General features: G+C 60.5%; 17 protein-coding genes. 14 read left to right on the forward strand and 3 right to left on the reverse strand.

The features are described 5' to 3' along the window. Positions 1-332 precede the first annotated feature (332 nt). The 4 genes from GM79_RS19195 to GM79_RS19210 all read left to right on the forward strand — a co-directional run bounded on the left by GM79_RS19195 (position 333) and on the right by GM79_RS19210 (position 4,696). On the forward strand, positions 333-1,076 hold the full coding sequence (locus GM79_RS19195; protein WP_035567145.1) for a crotonobetainyl-CoA--carnitine CoA-transferase: 744 nt from the start codon (positions 333-335) through the stop codon (positions 1,074-1,076). Between the two features lie 203 nt (positions 1,077-1,279). Beyond that, the gene (locus GM79_RS19200) at positions 1,280-1,873 is read left to right on the forward strand and encodes a GNAT family N-acetyltransferase (RefSeq protein WP_035567147.1); all 594 of its coding nucleotides are present in this window, start codon (positions 1,280-1,282) and stop codon (positions 1,871-1,873) included. After that, a complete protein-coding gene (locus GM79_RS23350) occupies positions 1,857-3,803 on the forward strand; it encodes an NAD-dependent epimerase/dehydratase family protein (protein WP_051719079.1) in 1,947 nt (648 codons plus the stop codon). The genes GM79_RS19200 and GM79_RS23350 overlap by 17 nt, the downstream gene beginning before the upstream one ends. Before the next feature lie 197 nt (positions 3,804-4,000). Beyond that, a complete protein-coding gene (locus GM79_RS19210; protein ID WP_035567148.1) occupies positions 4,001-4,696 on the forward strand; it encodes an HAD family hydrolase in 696 nt (231 codons plus the stop codon). Positions 4,697-4,752: 56 nt separating this feature from the next. Here GM79_RS19210 and GM79_RS25120 read toward each other — a convergent pair whose 3' ends face one another. Next, complete coding sequence (locus tag GM79_RS25120; protein ID WP_152560092.1) at positions 4,753-5,010, reverse strand: hypothetical protein; 258 nt, start codon at positions 5,008-5,010, stop codon at positions 4,753-4,755. 586 nt (positions 5,011-5,596) lie between these two features. Between GM79_RS25120 and pseI the strand changes: the two genes are divergently transcribed. From pseI to GM79_RS19235, 4 genes are all read left to right on the forward strand, one after another. Beyond that, positions 5,597-6,640, forward strand: a complete 1,044-nt coding sequence (gene pseI, locus GM79_RS19220; protein WP_035567152.1) for a pseudaminic acid synthase — start codon at positions 5,597-5,599, stop codon at positions 6,638-6,640. Positions 6,641-6,725: 85 nt separating this feature from the next. Next, positions 6,726-8,060: a hypothetical protein gene (locus GM79_RS19225; protein WP_235184119.1), complete on the forward strand. Its 1,335-nt coding sequence runs from the start codon at positions 6,726-6,728 to the stop codon at positions 8,058-8,060. A gap of 41 nt (positions 8,061-8,101) precedes the next feature. Further along, positions 8,102-9,487 carry a DUF7033 domain-containing protein gene (locus GM79_RS19230; RefSeq protein ID WP_035567154.1) on the forward strand — a complete coding sequence of 462 codons (1,386 nt, stop codon included), beginning with the start codon at positions 8,102-8,104 and terminating at the stop codon, positions 9,485-9,487. A gap of 57 nt (positions 9,488-9,544) precedes the next feature. Beyond that, the gene (locus GM79_RS19235; protein WP_051719080.1) at positions 9,545-11,038 is read left to right on the forward strand and encodes a polysaccharide biosynthesis C-terminal domain-containing protein; all 1,494 of its coding nucleotides are present in this window, start codon (positions 9,545-9,547) and stop codon (positions 11,036-11,038) included. Between the two features lie 88 nt (positions 11,039-11,126). Here the strand turns inward: GM79_RS19235 and GM79_RS19240 are convergent, their stop codons facing one another. After that, positions 11,127-12,179 carry a methyltransferase domain-containing protein gene (locus GM79_RS19240; RefSeq protein ID WP_035567156.1) on the reverse strand — a complete coding sequence of 351 codons (1,053 nt, stop codon included), beginning with the start codon at positions 12,177-12,179 and terminating at the stop codon, positions 11,127-11,129. Between the two features lie 88 nt (positions 12,180-12,267). After that, positions 12,268-12,606, reverse strand: coding sequence for a tetratricopeptide repeat protein (locus GM79_RS19245; protein ID WP_035567157.1), 339 nt, complete (start codon positions 12,604-12,606; stop codon positions 12,268-12,270). A 153-nt stretch (positions 12,607-12,759) separates the two neighbouring features. Here GM79_RS19245 and GM79_RS19250 point away from each other — a divergent pair, with 153 nt between their 5' ends. From GM79_RS19250 to GM79_RS19275, 6 genes are all read left to right on the forward strand, one after another. Beyond that, positions 12,760-13,497: an electron transfer flavoprotein subunit beta/FixA family protein gene (locus tag GM79_RS19250; RefSeq protein WP_035567163.1), complete on the forward strand. Its 738-nt coding sequence runs from the start codon at positions 12,760-12,762 to the stop codon at positions 13,495-13,497. Between the two features lie 181 nt (positions 13,498-13,678). Further along, positions 13,679-14,656 carry an electron transfer flavoprotein subunit alpha/FixB family protein gene (locus GM79_RS19255; RefSeq protein ID WP_035567164.1) on the forward strand — a complete coding sequence of 326 codons (978 nt, stop codon included), beginning with the start codon at positions 13,679-13,681 and terminating at the stop codon, positions 14,654-14,656. A gap of 207 nt (positions 14,657-14,863) precedes the next feature. Then, complete coding sequence (locus tag GM79_RS19260; protein WP_035567165.1) at positions 14,864-15,493, forward strand: bifunctional nuclease family protein; 630 nt, start codon at positions 14,864-14,866, stop codon at positions 15,491-15,493. 115 nt (positions 15,494-15,608) lie between these two features. Next, the gene (locus tag GM79_RS19265; RefSeq protein ID WP_035567212.1) at positions 15,609-16,145 is read left to right on the forward strand and encodes a YfiT family bacillithiol transferase; all 537 of its coding nucleotides are present in this window, start codon (positions 15,609-15,611) and stop codon (positions 16,143-16,145) included. A gap of 112 nt (positions 16,146-16,257) precedes the next feature. Further along, positions 16,258-17,316: a LacI family DNA-binding transcriptional regulator gene (locus GM79_RS19270; protein ID WP_035567166.1), complete on the forward strand. Its 1,059-nt coding sequence runs from the start codon at positions 16,258-16,260 to the stop codon at positions 17,314-17,316. Positions 17,317-17,386: 70 nt separating this feature from the next. Beyond that, a complete protein-coding gene (locus tag GM79_RS19275) occupies positions 17,387-17,890 on the forward strand; it encodes a phosphoheptose isomerase (RefSeq protein ID WP_035567167.1) in 504 nt (167 codons plus the stop codon). The last annotated feature ends 30 nt before the right edge of the window (positions 17,891-17,920 follow it).

Genomic DNA, 17,920 nt, shown 5'->3' on the forward strand with positions numbered 1-17,920 from the left:
CAAGCTGCAATTCACAAGCTTTACTTTTGATTATCAATTGGTTGCCAGCCATCCAATGTATGTTTACTTTTGGCTGACTTCTTAAACAGGACTTACGCCCTCAGCCGCTGGCGCGCCTTTGACGCGTGGCTTGCTGGCTTGGCGTTTCCAAACGCCTCCGTTCGCCCCGGCTGGTCTCTTTGGCCCCGCGCGTCAGAGACGCGGAACCAGTGGGCAACGCGTCGGAGACGCGCGCCAGCGGCTGAGTGCGTAAGGCCTATCAAAGTAGCTAGGTAGCGCTTGATGCCCTTCAACAACTGCCTGCCTAACCTCATCAACCACTAACCACCACTATGTCCGCTATTTCCGTGCTCAGCGGGGCCTCGGCGCCCGAGCAGACCCGCCGCGAAGGCTTTGCCCAGACCCTGCGCGAGTCGCCCATTCCCAACGCCGAGCTGCTCAACAACCTGGGCCTGTATTTGAACCGCCAGACGTTTTCGCGGCTGCTGTTTTTCACCGAGCTCTACCAGCAAATTATCCCGGTGCACGGCGTGGCAATGGAGTTTGGCGTGCGCTGGGGCCAGAACCTGGCGCTGATGCACGCGCTACGCGGCATCTATGAGCCGTTTAACTACAACCGCAAAATCATTGGGTTCGACACCTTTGGCGGCTTCCCGTCCGTCGATGCCAAGGACGGCGACCGGGTGAAAGCCGGCGACTACGGCGTGACGCCCGAGTACCAGGAGTACCTCACCCAAATTCTGGCGCTGCACGAAGCGGACAGTCCCATTCCGCACAAGCGCAAGTTTGAGCTAGTGGCCGGCGACGCCTCCGAAACCGTCCCGCGCTACCTGCGCGACCATCCCGAAACGGTCATCGCCTTCGCGTATTTCGACTTCGACATCTACGCCCCTACCAAAGCCTGCCTCGAAGCCATTCGCCCCCGCCTCACCAAAGGTGCCATCGTGGCCTTCGATGAGTTGAACTGCCCGGAATTTCCCGGCGAAACCCTGGCATTTGATGAGGTATTTGGCGTGGCCAATTATGCCCTGCGCCGCAGCCCGTTGAATCCGCTGATTTCGTATCTGGTGGTGTAGAAACGCGCTTTGGCGCATAGAGTCGCATTATTTCCACTATCAGAACTTTAGAACTGCTTCCTAATAACCATATTCCCCGCAGAGTTGCGCAGAGGTTAAATCGCGGAGGTTCGCAGAGCCGACCGTAAAATTCTGCGAACCTCTGCGATTTAACCTCTGCGCAACTCTGCGGGAAACACTCGTACAATGGCCCCACGTAAGTCATGACAACCTATAAATGCCTGCTGCAGCGCGAATTTACCTGGGAAAACTACCGGCTGATTCCCATTCGCTACGACGACCGGGAGGCCATTCGGGCGTGGCGCAATGCGCAGCTGGACGTATTGCGCCAGGCCGCGCCGCTGACGGCCGCGCAGCAGGAAGCGTATTTCCAGCGCGTGGTGCTGCCGTTGTTCGACCAGGAGCAGCCGGGCCAACTGCTGTTCTCGCTTTTGCACGATGATGAATTAGTGGCCTACGGCGGGCTGGTGCACATTTCATGGCCCGACGGCCGGGCCGAGGTGTCGTTTCTGGCCGACCCTGTTCGGGCGGCCGAGCCGGCTACTTACCGGCAGGATTTTCGGGCGCACCTGCGGCTGCTGGGCCAGGTGGCGTTTGAGGCACTGCAATTCAACCGCTTATTCACTGAAACTTATGACATCCGGCCGGCGCACGTGGCCATTCTGGAAGCGGCCGGATTTCGGTTGGAAGGCCGCTTGCGGGAGCATGTGCAGCTAAAGCCGGGTACTTTTGCCGACTCACTGATGCACGGCCAGCTGGCCGCCGACTATGCCACAACCTTTGATTCTGCCCTTTAAACGAGTTTTCATCAGCGGCGGCGCCGGCGTGATTGGCCAGGAAATGGTGCGCTGCCTGGCCGCGCTGCCCGCCGATATTCAGGTGCTGGTGGGCGACCTTAAGCCCCGGCCGGCTGATTTTCCGGTCCGCTTCCAGTACCGCCAGGGCGACCTGAACCTACTGACCGAAGCAGAAATCGGCGCTTTTGCCCCCGACCTGTTCATTCACCTGGCCGCTACCTTCGAGCGTTCCACCGAAACCTACGGGTTTTGGGAGGAGAACTTTCAGCACAATGTGCGCCTCAGCCACCATTTAATGACGGTGCAAAAGGACCTGCCTTCGCTGCGGCGCGTGGTATTTGCCTCCAGCTACCTCATCTACGACCCGGCGCTGTACAATTTTGTCGAGGTGCCAGCCCAGCCCCGCAGCCTGCGCGAAGACGACCCCATTGCGCCCCGCAACCTCACGGGTATGGCCAAGCTGGCCCATGAAATTGAGCTGCGCTTCCTGCAAACCTTCCGGGCCGGGCAGTTCAGCACCGCCATTCCGCGCATCTACCGCGGCTACGGGCGCAACGGGCGCGACATCACCTCGCGCTGGGTGCGCATGCTGCTGGCCGGGGAGGAAATCACCGTTTATGGGGCCGAATCGTACTTCGACTACCTCTACGCGGCCGACACGGCCGAGGGCCTGCTCCGGCTGGCGGCGGCCGAAACCGTTACGGGCATCATCAATTTCGGTACCGGCATGGCGCGCCGCGTGGCCGATGTGGTGGAGGTGCTACGCCAGAATTTCCCCGACCTGCGCGCCAATTACGTGGCTTCCGACATTCCCTTCGAAGCCTCGCAGGCCGACATGACCCTGTGGAAAAGCCACGTCGACTGGCTGCCGCCCACGTCCTTGGAAATGGCCATCCCCGAAATCATTGCCTACGAAAAAAGCCGCGCAGCCACGGCCACAATAGCCCCGGTGCCCGGCCATATCCTCGTCAGCAGCGCGGCGGCCAAAGTGCCATTGGTGCAGGCCGTGCGTGCGGCGGCCCAGCGCCTGAACCCCGCGATAAAAGTGGTGGCCGGCGACCTGAACCCGGCCTGCCTGGCCCGGCACGTGGCCGATGCCTTCTGGCACATGCCGACCACGACCGACGAGCACCTGGCCAATATTATTGCCTATTGCCAGACGCACGGCATCGGCTACGTTGTGCCGACCCGCGATGGCGAGCTGCCTTTCTGGAGCCGGCACCGCGCCGCCCTGGCCGAGGCCGGGATTGCGGTGCTGGTGAGTGCGCCCGAGGCCGTGCAGCGCTGCCTCGACAAGCTGGAATTTGCCACGTTTGGGCGCGAAAACGGCCTCCCCGTTATTACCACTGCGCTCTCGCTGGATGGCCTGACCGATGGCGGGCGGCAGCCGGGCCTGGTGCCCGCCGGTTTCGTAGTGAAAGAACGCAACGGCGCCGGCTCCCTCAGCTTGGGTCTGAACCTGTCCGAAGCCGCCGCGCTGGCCCACGCACGAGGCCTTCAAGCTCCTGTCTTCCAGCCCTTCATCAAAGGTCAGGAAATCAGCGTGGATGCCTACGTGGGGCGCAACGGCCGCGTCCACGGCCTCGTGCCGCGCACCCGCGACGTAGTGGTGCGCGGCGAATCGCAGGTAACCACCACGCTCCCGGACGCAGCGCTCATCGCCCGCCTCGTGCCCCTCGTCGAAAAGCTGGGTTTGTACGGGCCACTGGTGCTCCAGGCCCTGCTCACCGACGATGGCGCGCTGCAAATCATCGAGTGCAACTGCCGCTTCGGCGGGGCTTCCACCCTGGGCATAGCGGCGGGGGTTGATTCGTTTTTCTGGTTTTTGCAGGAAGCCGCCGGGGCCGATTTACAATATTTCCCGTTCCGCCCGGCAGCGGGCCCGCTGCGTCAGGTGCGCATGGCTTCTGATTTAGTCGTCAGTTGTTAGCACTCAGGCGCCAACCTCACCCCCTAGCCCCCTCTCCCCAGGAGAGGGGGAACTAGTTTTTAGCTTTAGGCGCTGGTGACTAGTTTTTTAGAACTAGTGTTAGTTCCCCCTCTCCTGAGGAGAGGGGGTTAGGGGGTGAGGTTGGCGTCTGGGTGCGCCCATATGAATAACCAGAGACAACCAAACCCTGCTCAACCATGCCCGTTCTCGTTTTCGACCTCGACGACACGCTCTATCCCGAGCTGAGCTACGTGCACAGCGGGTTTCGGGCCGTGGCCGCCATGCTGAGCCCGCTGCTGGCAGTGCCGGCCGAAACCCTGGCCGCAAGCATGATAGCCGAAGAAGCCACGCAGGGCCGCGGCCAGGTATTCGACAACGTGCTGCGCCAGCACGACCGCTGGAGCAAAATTTTGGTGGTCACCTGCTTGCGCACGTATCGGCAGCACCAACCCACATTGGCCCTCTACCCCGATGCCGCGCGGTGCCTGGCCCGATTTGCGGCCGAGCCGCTCTACCTCGTCACCGACGGGCACAAGGAGGTGCAGGCCCGCAAAGTGGCCGCCCTGGACGTGCCCGCCCGCGTCCGCCACGCCTACCTCACCAACCGCTACGGCCGCCACCGGGCCAAGCCCAACCCGCACGTATTCCAACTCATTTGCCAGCGCGAGGACGTGGCGCCCGACCAGGTGCTGTACGTAGGCGACAACCCCCGCAAGGACTTCGTAGGCATCAAGCCCCTGGGTTTCAAAACCGTCCGCATCCTGCGCGGTAATTACGCGCATCTCGAAGCTGATGCCGCCCACGAAGCCCACCGCCGCATTCAAACCCTGGACGAGCTGACGGAGGAGTTTCTAACGTCGCTTTTCGCGCAGCCGGCGGGGTTGGTTGCGTGAGGTGTATGTTCGAATTACCGTTTTCGTAAACCCATGCTCGTATAGCCGACCAATGCTTATTGGATTTGGTATATCATTTCGTCCAAGGCCAGGCATACATTCTGTTTGCTGTCGGGCGATAACCGCAGGCTGTCTTGCAGGCAACCTATTTTCACCCTGTTGAGCACGCGAACCGCTTCTTCGTAGCTGCTGACTGCGAAAATGGTCGCATCCAGTCCCGGTCCGGGAGAAATCCTGAAATACAACGCTCCTTTCTGGTCTATGGGCGTGTAAGCCGTTGTCGTGAAGGGATGGCCAACCAGGCTCGTTTTCAAGAGGAAGGCAATAGAGTCGAACTCGGAACTGGACACGGTTGCCACCTCATCCAACGACCCTAAAAACAACTGGCTTCCGTTCCCACTGTGGACCACTATCCTTGCACCAATCCTCACACTTTGAGGGTCGCCTAAGATGAGGATGTACCGCTTATCCGTCTGCGATTGGCTTAGGGGTATGGTTCCTGCCTGTTTCGTCGCTTGGCAGCTAATAAGTAGGATGGCTATTATTACAGGGAGGGCACACCGTTTGGCCAGTGCTGTGCAAGCCCTAGACAGCGTGCGTAATAACATCTTAAAAGTTGGCGTTGAGTTCGCTAATGATACGAACAAAAACCCTACTTTCCCCAAACTACCAACAGCTGCCCAACCACAGGTACGTACAGGTTTAAGAAACCAGTCTACGAATCAAAGTTTACGAAACGAACCAACCAAATGATTTTTCAAAAACTTAAATAGGCAATTCTAACCACCTGCAACGGGACTGGACAGTTTTGGATTGCAGTTCAAAAGCCGTTTCCCGTACGCAGCGCCGCTGGGAAAACCCAGTCCCTACCTTTGCGGGCCTGATTGGCTTTCCCTGAACATGACTGAAATTACCATCGGCGGCCGGCCCGTCGGCCCCGCGCACAAGCCGTTTATCATCGCCGAAATGTCGGGCAACCACAACCAGAGCCTGGACCGCGCTTTGGCGCTAGTGGATGCGGCGGCGGCGGCCGGCGTTGATGCCCTCAAGCTGCAAACCTACACGGCCGATACCATCACGATGGACACCGGCTTTGCCATTGATGAGGAAGGGCAGTCGCTGTGGGAAGGCAAGAATCTGTACCAGCTGTATCAGGAAGCCCACACGCCCTGGGCATGGCACGCCGAGCTGTTTGCCCGCGCCCGGCAGCACGGCCTGCTGGCGTTCAGCTCGCCGTTTGATGAAACGGCGGTGGATTTTCTGGAGACGCTGGACGTGCCCGCCTACAAAATCGCCTCGTTTGAAAACGCCCATTGGCCGCTGCTGCGCAAGGTAGCCGCTACCGGCAAGCCCGTGATTGTGAGCACCGGCGCCGCCACCCTGGCCGAAATCGACGATGCCGTGCGGGTGCTGCGCGAAGCCGGTTGCCGCGAGCTGGTGCTGCTCAAATGCACCAGCACCTACCCCGCCTCGCCGGCCAACACCAACCTGCGCACCATTCCGGTGCTGGCCGAGACCTTCGGCTGCCCCATCGGCCTGAGCGACCACACGATGGGCGTGGGCGCGAGCGTGGCCGCCGTGGCCCTGGGCGCCTGCGTCATCGAAAAACACTTCACCCTAAGCCGGGCCGAGGGTGGCGTAGATGCCGCGTTTTCGCTGGAACCGCACGAGCTGAAAGCCCTGGTGGAGGAAACCGAGCGCGCCCATCAGGCCCTGGGCACGGTGCAGCTCTGCATCCAAACCGGCGAGGAGAAAAGCCGCCTCTACAAGCGCAGCATCTACGTGGCCAAACCCATTGCCGCGGGCGAGAAATTCACCGCCGACAACCTGAAAATCATCCGCCCCGGCGACGGCCTCTGGCCCCGCCACTGGGAAACCGTGCTGGGCCGCACCGCCACCCGCGACCTCAAACCCGGCACGCCGTTGACGTGGGAAGTGGTTTAGGGTAAGAGGGTAAGAGGGTAAGAGGGTAAGAGGGTAAGAGGGTAAGAGGGAGCTACTTTCAGCTGGGATTTTAGGTTTCGTACGCATGTCAACTTCACCAACGACGACAACTCCTACCTTCCCACCCTCATACCCCCAAACCCTAATCCCCCGCCTGCGCGACATTTTGCAGCTGCGGTTTACGGCCATTTTTGCCGCGTTGCCGCCGGCCGCGCTGGCTGGTATTTCGCCCGCCAACCCGGTGAAGCGCTTGGCGCGGGTGCTGGGCTACGCGGGCCTGCGGCTGGTGGGCAACGTGTTCCGGCCCGTGCATTGCCCCGAAAACCTGCGCGGCGCCGTGTGGCTCTACGTGGTGAGTGCCAACAACTACGACGCCCTGGAATTTATCCGTCAGGCCCGGCCCGATGCAGTGCTGGTAGCCGGGCAGGCGAAGAACATCGGGCGGTATAATGGTTCGGTAAACCGGCTGTCGCTGCGGCGCAAGCTGCTGTACTACTGGCAGTTTCCGGTTGCTTTTGCGGGCTTGCTGCAAACGGAGGGCAAGCGGGCGTGGCGGTTTTTTGATTTTATTTTTTACGCCATCGGCTACTACGAGGTGTACCGGCGGGCCCTGCGCCAGCACCGGCCCCGCGCCGTGGTGTTTTCCAACGACCACAACGACGACACCCGCTCGCTGCTGCTCGCCTGCCGGGCCGAAGGCGTGCCCACCGCCTACGTACAGCACGCCAGCGTAAGCGCCAATTTCCCGCCCCTGGGCTTCGACCTGAGCCTACTGGAAGGCCAGGACGCGCTGGACAAATACCGCCTCTGCGGCCCCGTACACGGCCGCGTCGAGCTGGTGGGCATGCCCAAGGCCGATGCCTACCTGGCCCGCCGCAACACCGCGCCCGCCGTGCGCCGCGTGGGCCTGGCCTGCAACATTCACGACCCGCTGCCGGCCCTCACGGCCGCGCTGGTGCACCTCACGGCGGCCCTGCCCGAACTCACCTTCACGCTGCGCCCCCACCCCAGCGACGGCCGCGACTTTGCGCCGCTCCGGCAGTTGCTGCCCGCGCTGGAATGGTCGGATGCGCGGCAGGAAAACGTGTTCGATTTCCTGCTGCGGCAGGATGCCTTGGTGGCCGCCGACACCTCCACGCACCTCGAAGCCACGCTGCTGAACGTGGCCAGCGTGTATTTCCGCTTCGGCACCAACCCGCTCACCGACGACTACTACGGCTACGCGGCCAGGGGCCTGGTAGCGCGGGCCGATACCCTGGAAGAGTTGGCCGACCAGCTGCGCACCTACGCCCGACACAAGCCCACCGACTTGTACCGCCGCGCCGCCTACTACAATGCTACCCTCGGCACCCCCGACGAAGGCCGGAGCCAGCCCCGCACCCTGGTCCTGCTCAACAACTGGCTCGAAAACCCGCAATAGCCCGCGTGAGGTCGGGCCGGCACCGCCGTACTTTTGCCGCTATGCCCGCCAATTCATCGCCTGCCGTTATACCGCCGCCAGCTGCCGCGCCCGTTTCCGGGGAAGTGCGGCTGGCGTACGTGCTCCGGCATTTCAGGCTGGCGTATGAGAACGTACCGGACGTGGAAATTGGCTACGCCGGGGCCGCTGCCATTACCATAGCGGATGGGGCAGCAGGATTTTTCCAGCAGCAAGCGCCCTATCCGCCCGCGCCCAATTTCCGCGAATGGGCCGGGCAGCTGGTGCCTTTCTTCTTCGATAACCAGCCGGAAGCCGTGCTTCTGGGAAAATCACCTGGCAAGGCTCGCATTGGAGTTGATGTCATCTCGGCGGCATTTTATCTGCTTAGTGGCTGGCAGGAATATTTCTCGGAGGCACGCGACCAGCACGGGCGGTTTCCCTACGCCGCCAGCGTGCAAAAGCAGTACAGTTTCGTGGCGCTACCCGTGGTCAACTATTACTTTGAGGTGCTGAAAACCGCCGTGGAGCACGTCACTGGGCAGGTACTACGGCCCAAAATTTGGCAGGAAGGCGCACCTTTCGCGGCCTTCGTCACGCACGATATCGACAACCTGCGGAGCGGCTGGAAAGCCCCGGCCAAAGCGGCTTTGCGGCGTGGGCAGCTCCTGAAATTCGGGCAGCTAGCCTGGCAGCATCTGACGCGGCCCGACGCCTGGGACAATCTGGAAGCCGTAGCGAATACCGTTGCAGCATACGAGGCCAAATCCACGTTTTTCATACTGCCCAGTCAGCAAACCGGTGCCAACGGCGTGCGGAATGCGGATTATCAGCTAACCCCACGGCTGAGGCGCCAGCTGCAAACCCTGGCGGCTCAGGGCTGCGAGCTGGCCCTGCACGGCAGCATCGGCACGGCTACTGATTTCGGTTCGCTACGGTCAGATTGGAAAAACCTGGGCGTGCCCAAGACCACCGGCAACCGCTTCCACTACCTGAGCTGGGAGCCGCGCCGCACGCCGGGCGTGCTGGAGGCCGCTCTGGAACTAGGCATCGGCTACGATACCAGTCTGGGTTTTGCCGAACATTTCGGGTTTCGCAATTCCTATTGCCACCCGTTCTATCCCTTCAATTTTCAAACCGGCACGGGGCATGGTTTCCTGGAAATTCCCCTCAACGTGATGGATGCCACACTGCACCACCCGAACTACCTGCAGTTGGCGCCCGATGCCATATTGCCCGCGTTGCGCCCCATGCTGGCCGAAGTGGAAAAGTTTGGCGGCGTGGCCACCATCCTCTGGCATAATGACCATTTCGACCCCGCCAACACCGCCACCGGCCCCCGCCAATTTGCCGAGCTGATGGACTACCTGCAACAACGAAAAGCGGCGTTTCTTACCGGCCGCGAAATCCAGCAGCAAATCACGCCGTAGCCCACTCAGTTACTCTATCACTCAGTCGCTCCTTCACTCCCTCACTCCGTCACTCTTTTGGGCATCGTTCAGCGCCAGGGCATCCGCAACACCCTGATTTCTTACGTCGGGCTGGCCATTGGCTTTGCCAATACCATCCTCATCCTGCCCCGGCTGCTGACGTCGAGCCAGATTGGCCTCACGGCGGGCGTGCTGGTGCCGCTGGCCACCATCGGGGCGCAAATGGCGGCCTTTGGCTTTGCCAGCGCGGGCATGCGCTACTTCCCGTTCTTCCGCAACCAGGGGCGCAACCACGGCGGGTTTTTTCCGCTGCTGCTGGGGCCGCCGCTGCTGGGGTTTTGCGTCGTGGCGCTGCTCATGTGGCTCGGTAAGCCGCTGGTGTTGCAATGGTACGCCAAAGGCGACGACGCCGCCCTGCTGGCGGCGCATTACGCGGTGGCCATTGGCCTGGCCGGCTGCATTATGCTGGGGTCGTTGCAGGATGCCTACCTGAAGTCGCTTTTTCACACCTCTTTCTCCTCTTTCGCCCAGGAAATTCTGCTGCGCCTGATGCTGGTGGGAGCCGCCGTAGCCTACAGCCAGCACTACATCAGTTTTCACGGCTTTGTGCTGGCCTACACCGGCGCCTACGCGGTGGTAGCGGTGCTGCTGGCCATTTACCTGGCAGCCATCGGCGAGCTGCACCTGCGGCCCACGCGGGCGGCGCTACGCATCAAACCCTTGGGCGAAATGCTAGGCTTCGGCGGCTTTATGCTGCTGAGCAATATTTCCGGCACCGTACTGCTCAACATCGACACCCTGTTGGTAGGCACCAAGCTGAGCCTGGCGGCAGCGGGTATCTACCTCATTGCCACCAACATCAGCACGGCGCTGGTCCTGCCCTTCCGGGCGCTCTATAAAACTGCTTTTTCGCTCATTGCCGAATATTGGAAAGAAGGCGACATGGCCAAAATGGCTGATTTCTACCGCCGCAGCACCCGCATCAACACCCTGTTGGGTTGCTATTTAGCCCTGGGCATTGGCCTGAACCTGGACTTCATCTACGGGCTGGTGCACCGGCCGGAATACGCGGCGGGGAGCGTGGCCGTGCTGCTGCTACTGGCTGGCCGGCTGGTCGATGGCATCACCGGGGTCAACGGCATTATTGTGGCCACCTCGCCCCGCTACCGCTTCGATTTGGTCTTCAATATCTCCCTTGCCGCCGCGGTAGTCGGCCTGAACTGGGTACTGATTCCGCGCATGGGCCTGGCCGGCGCGGCCCTGGCTTACTGCCTGGCCCTGGTCAGCATCAACGTGGCCCGCACCTGGTTTGTGTGGCGCTCCTACGGCCTGCAGCCGTTCGATGGCCGCATCCTGCGTATCCTGGCCGTGGCAGCGGTAGCCGGCACGACGGCCTGGCTAATGCCCGACACCGCCAATTCCTGGCTCAATCTGCTGCTGCGCGGCGGCACCCTAACGGTGTTGTACGCGGCCGGGGTTTTGCTCACCCGCACCGCACCAGAGCTCATCAGCCTGATTAAGGCGTTGAAAGCGCGGTGGAATGGCGCATAACAGGTGTAGGAACGCGCCAAGGCGCGTTCCTACAAAACATGACGCAGTGGGTTGGCACGCAACAGTACCTGTCTATCCGCACCAGAACCTAACAGCAGCTGCCGCCGGCCGCTTCGCCCGTGGCCTTGGCTGAGGCCGGCACCGGGCCGCAATCGAAGAGACCGAAGTGCTGGCTTTGGTCACCTACTACGTTGAAAAAGGTGGCGTAACGGGTGTCGCGCAGCATAGCGGCGGTGTTGCCGCACACCAGCACGGGCCGGCCGGTTTCAAAAGTATGGTGGTCGTCGAGCACGAATTGGGTGGGCTGGCCGGGCACGGTGCCCAGGTAAGTGGCCACCTGGCCGTGGTCCTCACACCGGTCCTCCAGGTCGAGTTTGAAAGCCCGTACTGTTAAGGAATAGAAACCAATATTGCCGACTTTGGCTTCGATTTCGGGGTTGTTGATGGTGAGGCGGCGGCTGGCAAACAGGCGGTAGTCGTGCACGCCCAGGCCCGTTAGCAGACGCCGAAAGTCCTCCGTATACAGGGCACCGCTCAGGCATTCGCCGTACAGAATAGGGTCCTGGCGCAGCGCTTCGGGCACGCGCCGGTCGGCAAAAACATCGGCGATAAAAAGCTCCCCGCCCGGCTTCAGCACCCGGAAAATCTCGCGGTAGGTGGCCTCCTTGTCGGTACTCAGGTTAAGCACGCAGTTGCTCACCACCACGTCCACGCTGTTGTCGGGCAGGCCGGCGGCGTGCAAATCCTCGATGTAGCCGTGGCGAAACTCCACGTTGGGCTGCGCAAAGCCAAACTTTTCGGTATGGAAACCGATGTTGCGTCGCGCCACGTCAAGTTGCTCCTCGGTCATATCCACGCCAATTACGCGGCCGGCTTCGCCCACCAGCTTAGAGAGCAGGAAGGCGTCGCGGCCCGAGCCGCTGCCCAAATCCAGCACTGTACAGCCCGCAATGGCTTCGGGAATGCACACGCCGCAGCCGTAGTATTTATCCAGAACCTCGGGCGCGAGCTGGGCCAGAATGCGGCGGTGCGCCAGCGGCACATCGTCGGTGCAGCAGGCGTTGGTGAGCAAGTCCTGGCTGGTTTGCAGCTGGATGCCGTAGTATTCCTGTACCTGGGCGTGGGTGTCGGTGGTGGGCATAAAAATAAGATTAGAAGCGGTACTGGTAACCGGTTAGTCCAGAGGTGTTCAACGTCGAGAAAGCAAATGCAGCGGTCACCGACCTCCGCTAATCGTCCTCATAATCCAGGCCCATGCAGGCATTGAGGGCCTGCAGCAGTTCGCTGGCAGCGTGCTGCTGGCCGGCTGAGCGGGCCACTTTCAGGCCGGTGCGGTAAACTTTTTCGGCTTCATCCGGCTTATTGAACTGCTCAAGCAGCTTGCCGGCGTGGTAGTAGGTGCCCACGTAGTCAGGGTGTTCGGTCAATAGTTTCTGATAATATTCCCAGGCGCGTTCCGGCTCCTGCGCCCGGTATTCGGTTGCCAGGGCGTAGATGGTGAAGGCGTCGGTCGGGTCATCTGCATAGAAAGCCAATAGCTGCTGCAAACGGGTGGGCGGGGTATTCATTAGGGCGAGAGTTTTGGTTACCTTTGGGGCAAAATTGCGGCTTTTCCGGCGTAACTCCCTTGTTGCCGTTTGCTGCCGAAAGCCGGTATTTCCCTATAGGTTGTTATGCATGCAGCCTTTTTCTGTGTTTTAGACCACCCAAACCCCGTTTAGATGAAGTTTCTGGTTTGTATTTCCAACGTGCCCGACACGACCACCAAAATCACCTTCACGCCCGATAACAAGGAGTTCAACAAGGCCGGTGTGCAATTCGTGATTAACCCCTGGGATGAGTACGCCCTCACCCGCGCCATCGAGCTGAAAGAGGCCTCGGGCGGCACCGTTACGGTGCTCAACGTGGGCGAAGCCGACACCGAGCCCAACATCCGCAAGGCCCTGGCCATTGGCGCCGACGACGCCATCCGCGTAAACGCCGCGCCCAAAGACGCCTTTTTCGTGGCCGAGCAGATTGCTGCCGTAGCCAAGGAAGGCGCCTACGACGTGATTTTGATGGGCAAGGAAAGCATCGACTACAATGGCTTTCAGGTGCACGGCATGGTGGGCGAAATGCTGGGCATTCCCACCGTGGCCCCGGCCATGAAGCTCGACCTGAGTGGCAGCACCGCCACCCTGGAGCGCGAAATCGAAGGCGGCAAGGAGATTGTGACCGTGAACGCCCCGTTCGTAGCCTCCTGCCAGCAGCCCATGTGCGAGCCCCGCATTCCCAACATGCGCGGCATTATGACGGCCCGCACCAAGCCCCTGAAAGTAGTTGAAGCCGTAGGCGGAGCGCCCCGCACGCAGGTTACCGAGTTTGCCTTGCCCCCCAAAAAAGAGGGCGTAAAGCTGATTCCCGCCGAAACCGCCGGCGACCTCATCAAGCTCCTGCGCAACGAAGCCAAAGTCATTTAGTGTTAATTAATAATTAGTAATTAAGAATTATCAATTGCGATAAGTTCTGGCAAATCATTCGCCAGAACATATTTCAGTCTTTAATTCTTAAATGCCGATTATTAATTCAGCAGTTAGGAATCAGCACAAGCTTCGTGCGATAATTCTTAATTACTAATTTCTAATTACTAATTACAAAACCATGTCTGTATTAATTGTAGTTGAGTGCGCCGAGGGCGAAGTGAAGAAGTCTTCGCTGGAAGTTGCTTCGTATGGCGCCGAAGTGGCGGCCATGCTGGGCACCACGGCCACGGCCATTGCCGTGGGCGAAGTCACGGAGGCCAATCTGGCCACGCTGGGCGAGCAGGGCATCACCAAAGTGCTCCATGATGCCGAGCCGCGCCTGAAGGATTTCGTCAACAATGCCTATACCAAGCTTATCGCCACGGCGGCCGAGCAGGAACAGGCTAAAATCATCATTCTGGCCAATTCCAACATTGGTGCGGCCGTGGGCTCGCGCCTGTCGGTGCGGCTGAAAGCCAGCCTGGCCACCAACGTGGTGGAGCTGCCCAAGCTCAACGGCGACCAGTTTGTGGTGCGGCGCGGGGCTTTCTCCGGCAAGGCGTTTTCGGACGTGGTGCTGAGCGGCGACCGCAAAATCATTGCCGTTAAAAAGAACTCGACCGAAGCCAAGCACGAAGCCGGCAAAACGGCCGAAGTGGCCAGCTTCTCGGCCCAGCTTTCAGACGCCGACTTTGCCGACGCTCCTTCCCAGGTTATCATGCAGGACCAGGCCGGCGGCATTCTGCTGCCCGAGGCCGACCGCGTGGTTTCCGGCGGCCGCGGCATGAAAGGCCCCGAAAACTGGAACCTGATTGAGGACCTGGCCAAAGCCCTGGGCGCGGCTACGGCCTGCTCCAAGCCGGTTTCGGACGTAGACTGGCGCCCTCACCACGAGCACGTGGGCCAAACCGGCATCACGGTTTCGCCGAACCTGTACATTGCCTGCGGTATTTCGGGCGCTATTCAGCACCTGGCCGGCGTGAACAGCAGCAAGGTGATTGTGGTCATCAACAAAGACCCCGAAGCACCTTTCTTCAAAGCCGCGGATTATGGCATCGTGGGCGACGTTTTTGACGTGCTGCCCAAGCTCACCGCTGCCGTAAAGGCGCTGGGTTAAGTTTTTTTTTGATTATTTGGGGACTTGGACGCTTGGATTTCGTAAGAAACCCAAGCGCCCAAGTCCCCAAATTCTTTTTCGGCGCGGCACGGCGGGCGCCATTGTGGCGGCAGATGGCCGGACTTTTCTTTATTTGCACGTCCATCCAGCTTCTCCCCGGCGCCGTACTTGTTTTCTAAGTTCCCAAGACCCCACTTCCCCAGTCCCTTGAAAAAAATCCAGCTTGAAATCCTGGGCCTTTCGTCCAGCCAGTCGCAGTCTGGCTCCTTTGCGCTGATTTTGGGCGAGCAAGGTGGCAACCGCCGCCTGCCCATCATCATCGGCATGTTCGAGGCGCAAAGCATCGCCATTCAAATCGAAAAAATCAGTCCCAACCGTCCGCTCACCCACGACTTGTTCAAATCATTTGCCGAGCACGTGCATGTGGTAATTCTGGAAGTAGTGATTTCTGATTTGAAGGAGGGCGTATTTTATTCGCGCATTGTGTGCTCCGACGGGGCCACCACGTTCGATATCGACGCCCGCCCCTCCGACGCCATTGCCATCGGCCTGCGTTTCGGCGTGCCCATCTTCACTGTTGAAACCGTGCTCAGCGAGGCGGGCATCATCCTCTCGGACCTCGACGAGGGCGAAAGCGACCCGGACGACGAAGACGAGGACGAGGATGACATCGATACGGACACGCCCCGACCCAGCAAGTCGCAGCCCGAGCCGCGCGACCCCAGCGGGCAGGTTTCGTTGGACGAGCTAACCAAAATGCTGGCCCAGGCCCTCGAAAAAGAGGACTATGAAAAAGCCGCTAAAATCCGCGACGAGCTGAACAAACGCAACGGCTAATCACGGATTTAGCTGGGCTCGGCTAATTTCACGAGTTATCAGTTGGCGGCTCTTTGGGCTGTTGAAACATCGAAGCGCCCCGGCTGAATTGGCCGGGGCGCTTTTCTTTGCGGGCATGAACGCCCCCGACGAGTCCCTCAGCTACCCCATTGGCCACGCACAGCTCCCCGATGGCCCCCTCACTCCTGCCGAACGCACGGCGTTGATTCTACAGCTAGCCGAGCTGCCCGCGCAGCTGCTGGCCACGGCCAAAGCAGTGGGCGGCGAGGGCCTGGAACGCCCGTACCGGCCCGGCGGCTGGAACGGCCGGCAGGTAATTCACCACGTAGCCGACTCGCACATGAACTGCTACTTCCGCTTTCGGCTGGCCCTGACGGAGGAAAACCCCACCGTGCGGCCCTACGACGAGCAAGCCTGGGCCGAGCTGCCCGATGTGGCCGCCACGCCCATCACGGTGTCGCTGGCGCTGCTGGAGGCCCTACACACGCGGTGGGTCACGCTGCTGCACCACCTAAGCCCAGCGCAGTGGCAGCGCACGTTTTACCACCCCGGTACCCGGCGCGATTTTACGTTGGACCAGGCGCTGGTTCAGTATGCCTGGCACGGCCAACACCATCTGGCCCATTTAAAATTGCTGCTGCCAGCTGAATAGATTCGGGGTCGAAAATTAATAAATATCCGCTGCGGGGCGGTTTCGGGGCATTTTGGGCTTTACTTGCGGCTTCCGCTTCAGCAGGCCCGGCTTGCGCTTATTGCAGTGAATTATGCCCCCGAAAAAGCACCAAACCTCCATCAAGGACCTCGCCCAACAGCTGAACCTATCGATTTCGACGGTTTCGCGGGCATTGGCAGACCACCGCGACATCAGCGAAGCCACCAAGCAGCGGGTGCGCCAGCTGGCCCAGGAGCTGAGTTTCCGTCCCAACCAGCTGGCCGCGGCCCTGCGCAAAGGCCACAGCAAAAACCTGGGCGTAATTGTGCCGCACATCAAGGGCTATTTTTTTCCGGCCGTACTCAACGGCATCGAGAAAGTGGCCACCCGCGAAGGCTTCAACGTGATGATGTGCCAGTCGAACGAGGACCTGCGGCGTGAAAAACGCAATATCGAAACCCTTCTCGACGCGCAGGTAGAAGGCATTCTCATGTCGGTTTCTGCCACCACGCACCCCGAAACCGAGCATTTTGAGCAGGTGCGGCGGCAGGGAATTCCCCTGGTTTTTTTCGACCGTGTGCCCGAGCTGCCGCAGAGCATGGCCGTGGTGCTCGATGACTTTCAGGGCGCTTACCAGGCCGTGTCGCACCTCATTGCGCAGGGCTGCACCCGCATTGCACACCTCGCCGGCCCCCAGCATCTCAACACCAGCCGCAACCGCTGCCTGGGCTACCTGGAGGCCCTGCGCGCCCACGGCATCACGCACGAAGAACAGTGGCTATACTCGCTGCCCACGCTAACCCACGAGGCCGGCCGCTTGGGCATGCAGCATCTGCTCGACGCCGCCCCGCAGCTCGACGGGCTATTTGCGGCCTATGCCATTCCGACGGTAGGCGCGCTGGAAGTACTGCGCGAGCAGGGGCGCCGCGTGCCGCAGGACCTAGCCCTGGCCTGCTTCAGCAACGAGCCCTTCACGGCCATGACCCAGCCCCAGCTCACGGTAATTGACCAGCGGGCCGAGCAGATGGGCGAAACTGCCGTTCGGCTTTTCCTGCAGCTACTGAAGCGGGGCCCGGTGTACGCCCCGCCTCACCTCGTGCTGAAGCCAGAATTAATCATTCGCAACTCCTCGCTGCACCGCTCGCAGGAAAGTCCCGTTGCCGGACGCTAGCCCGCAGCCGGGGGCAGCGGCACGCCATTTCAGCTATATTCCGCCGTTTTTTCCGCTTTATCCTATTCCTATGAAACCGGCATTGACAAAGGAGGCATTGTTTGAAGAAACAGCGCACCAGTTAACCAAACAGGGTTTTATCATCCGGCAACAGGACCAAAGTCGGCCTTGGGGTGGTTTTTTCGTCCTCGATGAGGCACAGGCCCAGCAATTTGCCAACCTTTATTTTGATGGAATTTTAATTGAGGAGCTGCGGATTTCCGGCAAGCTCAGCCCCAAGGTATTGCTGGTGGCGCCGCAGCAGCGGCTTTCGTGGCAGTACCACCACCGCCGGGCCGAAATCTGGAAAGTGGTGCACGGCCCCGTGGGCGTGGTAACCAGCCCCTGCGATGCCGAAGGAGAACTCAAAACCCATTTGCCAGGTCACACCATCAAAATTCAGCAAGGTGAGCGCCACCGGCTGGTGGGGCTCGAAGACTGGGCCGTGCTGGCCGAAATCTGGCAGCACACCGATGCTGAGAATCCCTCCAACGAAGAAGACATTGTGCGGGTGCAGGACGATTTTGGCCGGTAGTTTTTAAGCCGTTAGCTTCTTGCTAATGAA

It is taken from the genome of Hymenobacter sp. IS2118 (genome assembly GCF_000715495.1).
Taxonomy (GTDB): Bacteria; Bacteroidota; Bacteroidia; order Cytophagales; family Hymenobacteraceae; genus Hymenobacter.

Bases quoted from the DNA above. Each gene is read 5' to 3' on its own strand.
- GM79_RS19245 (WP_035567157.1), bottom strand. From the start codon at position 12,606: ATGAATACCCCGCCCACCCGTTTGCAGCAGCTATTGGCTTTCTATGCA.
- GM79_RS19265 (WP_035567212.1), top strand. From the start codon at position 15,609: ATGAACGCCCCCGACGAGTCCCTCAGCTACCCCATTGGCCACGCACAG.
- GM79_RS19250 (WP_035567163.1), top strand. From the start codon at position 12,760: ATGAAGTTTCTGGTTTGTATTTCCAACGTGCCCGACACGACCACCAAA.
- GM79_RS19270 (WP_035567166.1), top strand. From the start codon at position 16,258: ATGCCCCCGAAAAAGCACCAAACCTCCATCAAGGACCTCGCCCAACAG.
- GM79_RS19275 (WP_035567167.1), top strand. From the start codon at position 17,387: ATGAAACCGGCATTGACAAAGGAGGCATTGTTTGAAGAAACAGCGCAC.
- GM79_RS19195 (WP_035567145.1), top strand. From the start codon at position 333: ATGTCCGCTATTTCCGTGCTCAGCGGGGCCTCGGCGCCCGAGCAGACC.
- GM79_RS19200 (WP_035567147.1), top strand. From the start codon at position 1,280: ATGACAACCTATAAATGCCTGCTGCAGCGCGAATTTACCTGGGAAAAC.
- GM79_RS19225 (WP_235184119.1), top strand. From the start codon at position 6,726: ATGTCAACTTCACCAACGACGACAACTCCTACCTTCCCACCCTCATAC.
- GM79_RS19255 (WP_035567164.1), top strand. From the start codon at position 13,679: ATGTCTGTATTAATTGTAGTTGAGTGCGCCGAGGGCGAAGTGAAGAAG.
- GM79_RS19230 (WP_035567154.1), top strand. From the start codon at position 8,102: ATGCCCGCCAATTCATCGCCTGCCGTTATACCGCCGCCAGCTGCCGCG.
- GM79_RS19240 (WP_035567156.1), bottom strand. From the start codon at position 12,179: ATGCCCACCACCGACACCCACGCCCAGGTACAGGAATACTACGGCATC.
- pseI (WP_035567152.1), top strand. From the start codon at position 5,597: ATGACTGAAATTACCATCGGCGGCCGGCCCGTCGGCCCCGCGCACAAG.
- GM79_RS19210 (WP_035567148.1), top strand. From the start codon at position 4,001: ATGCCCGTTCTCGTTTTCGACCTCGACGACACGCTCTATCCCGAGCTG.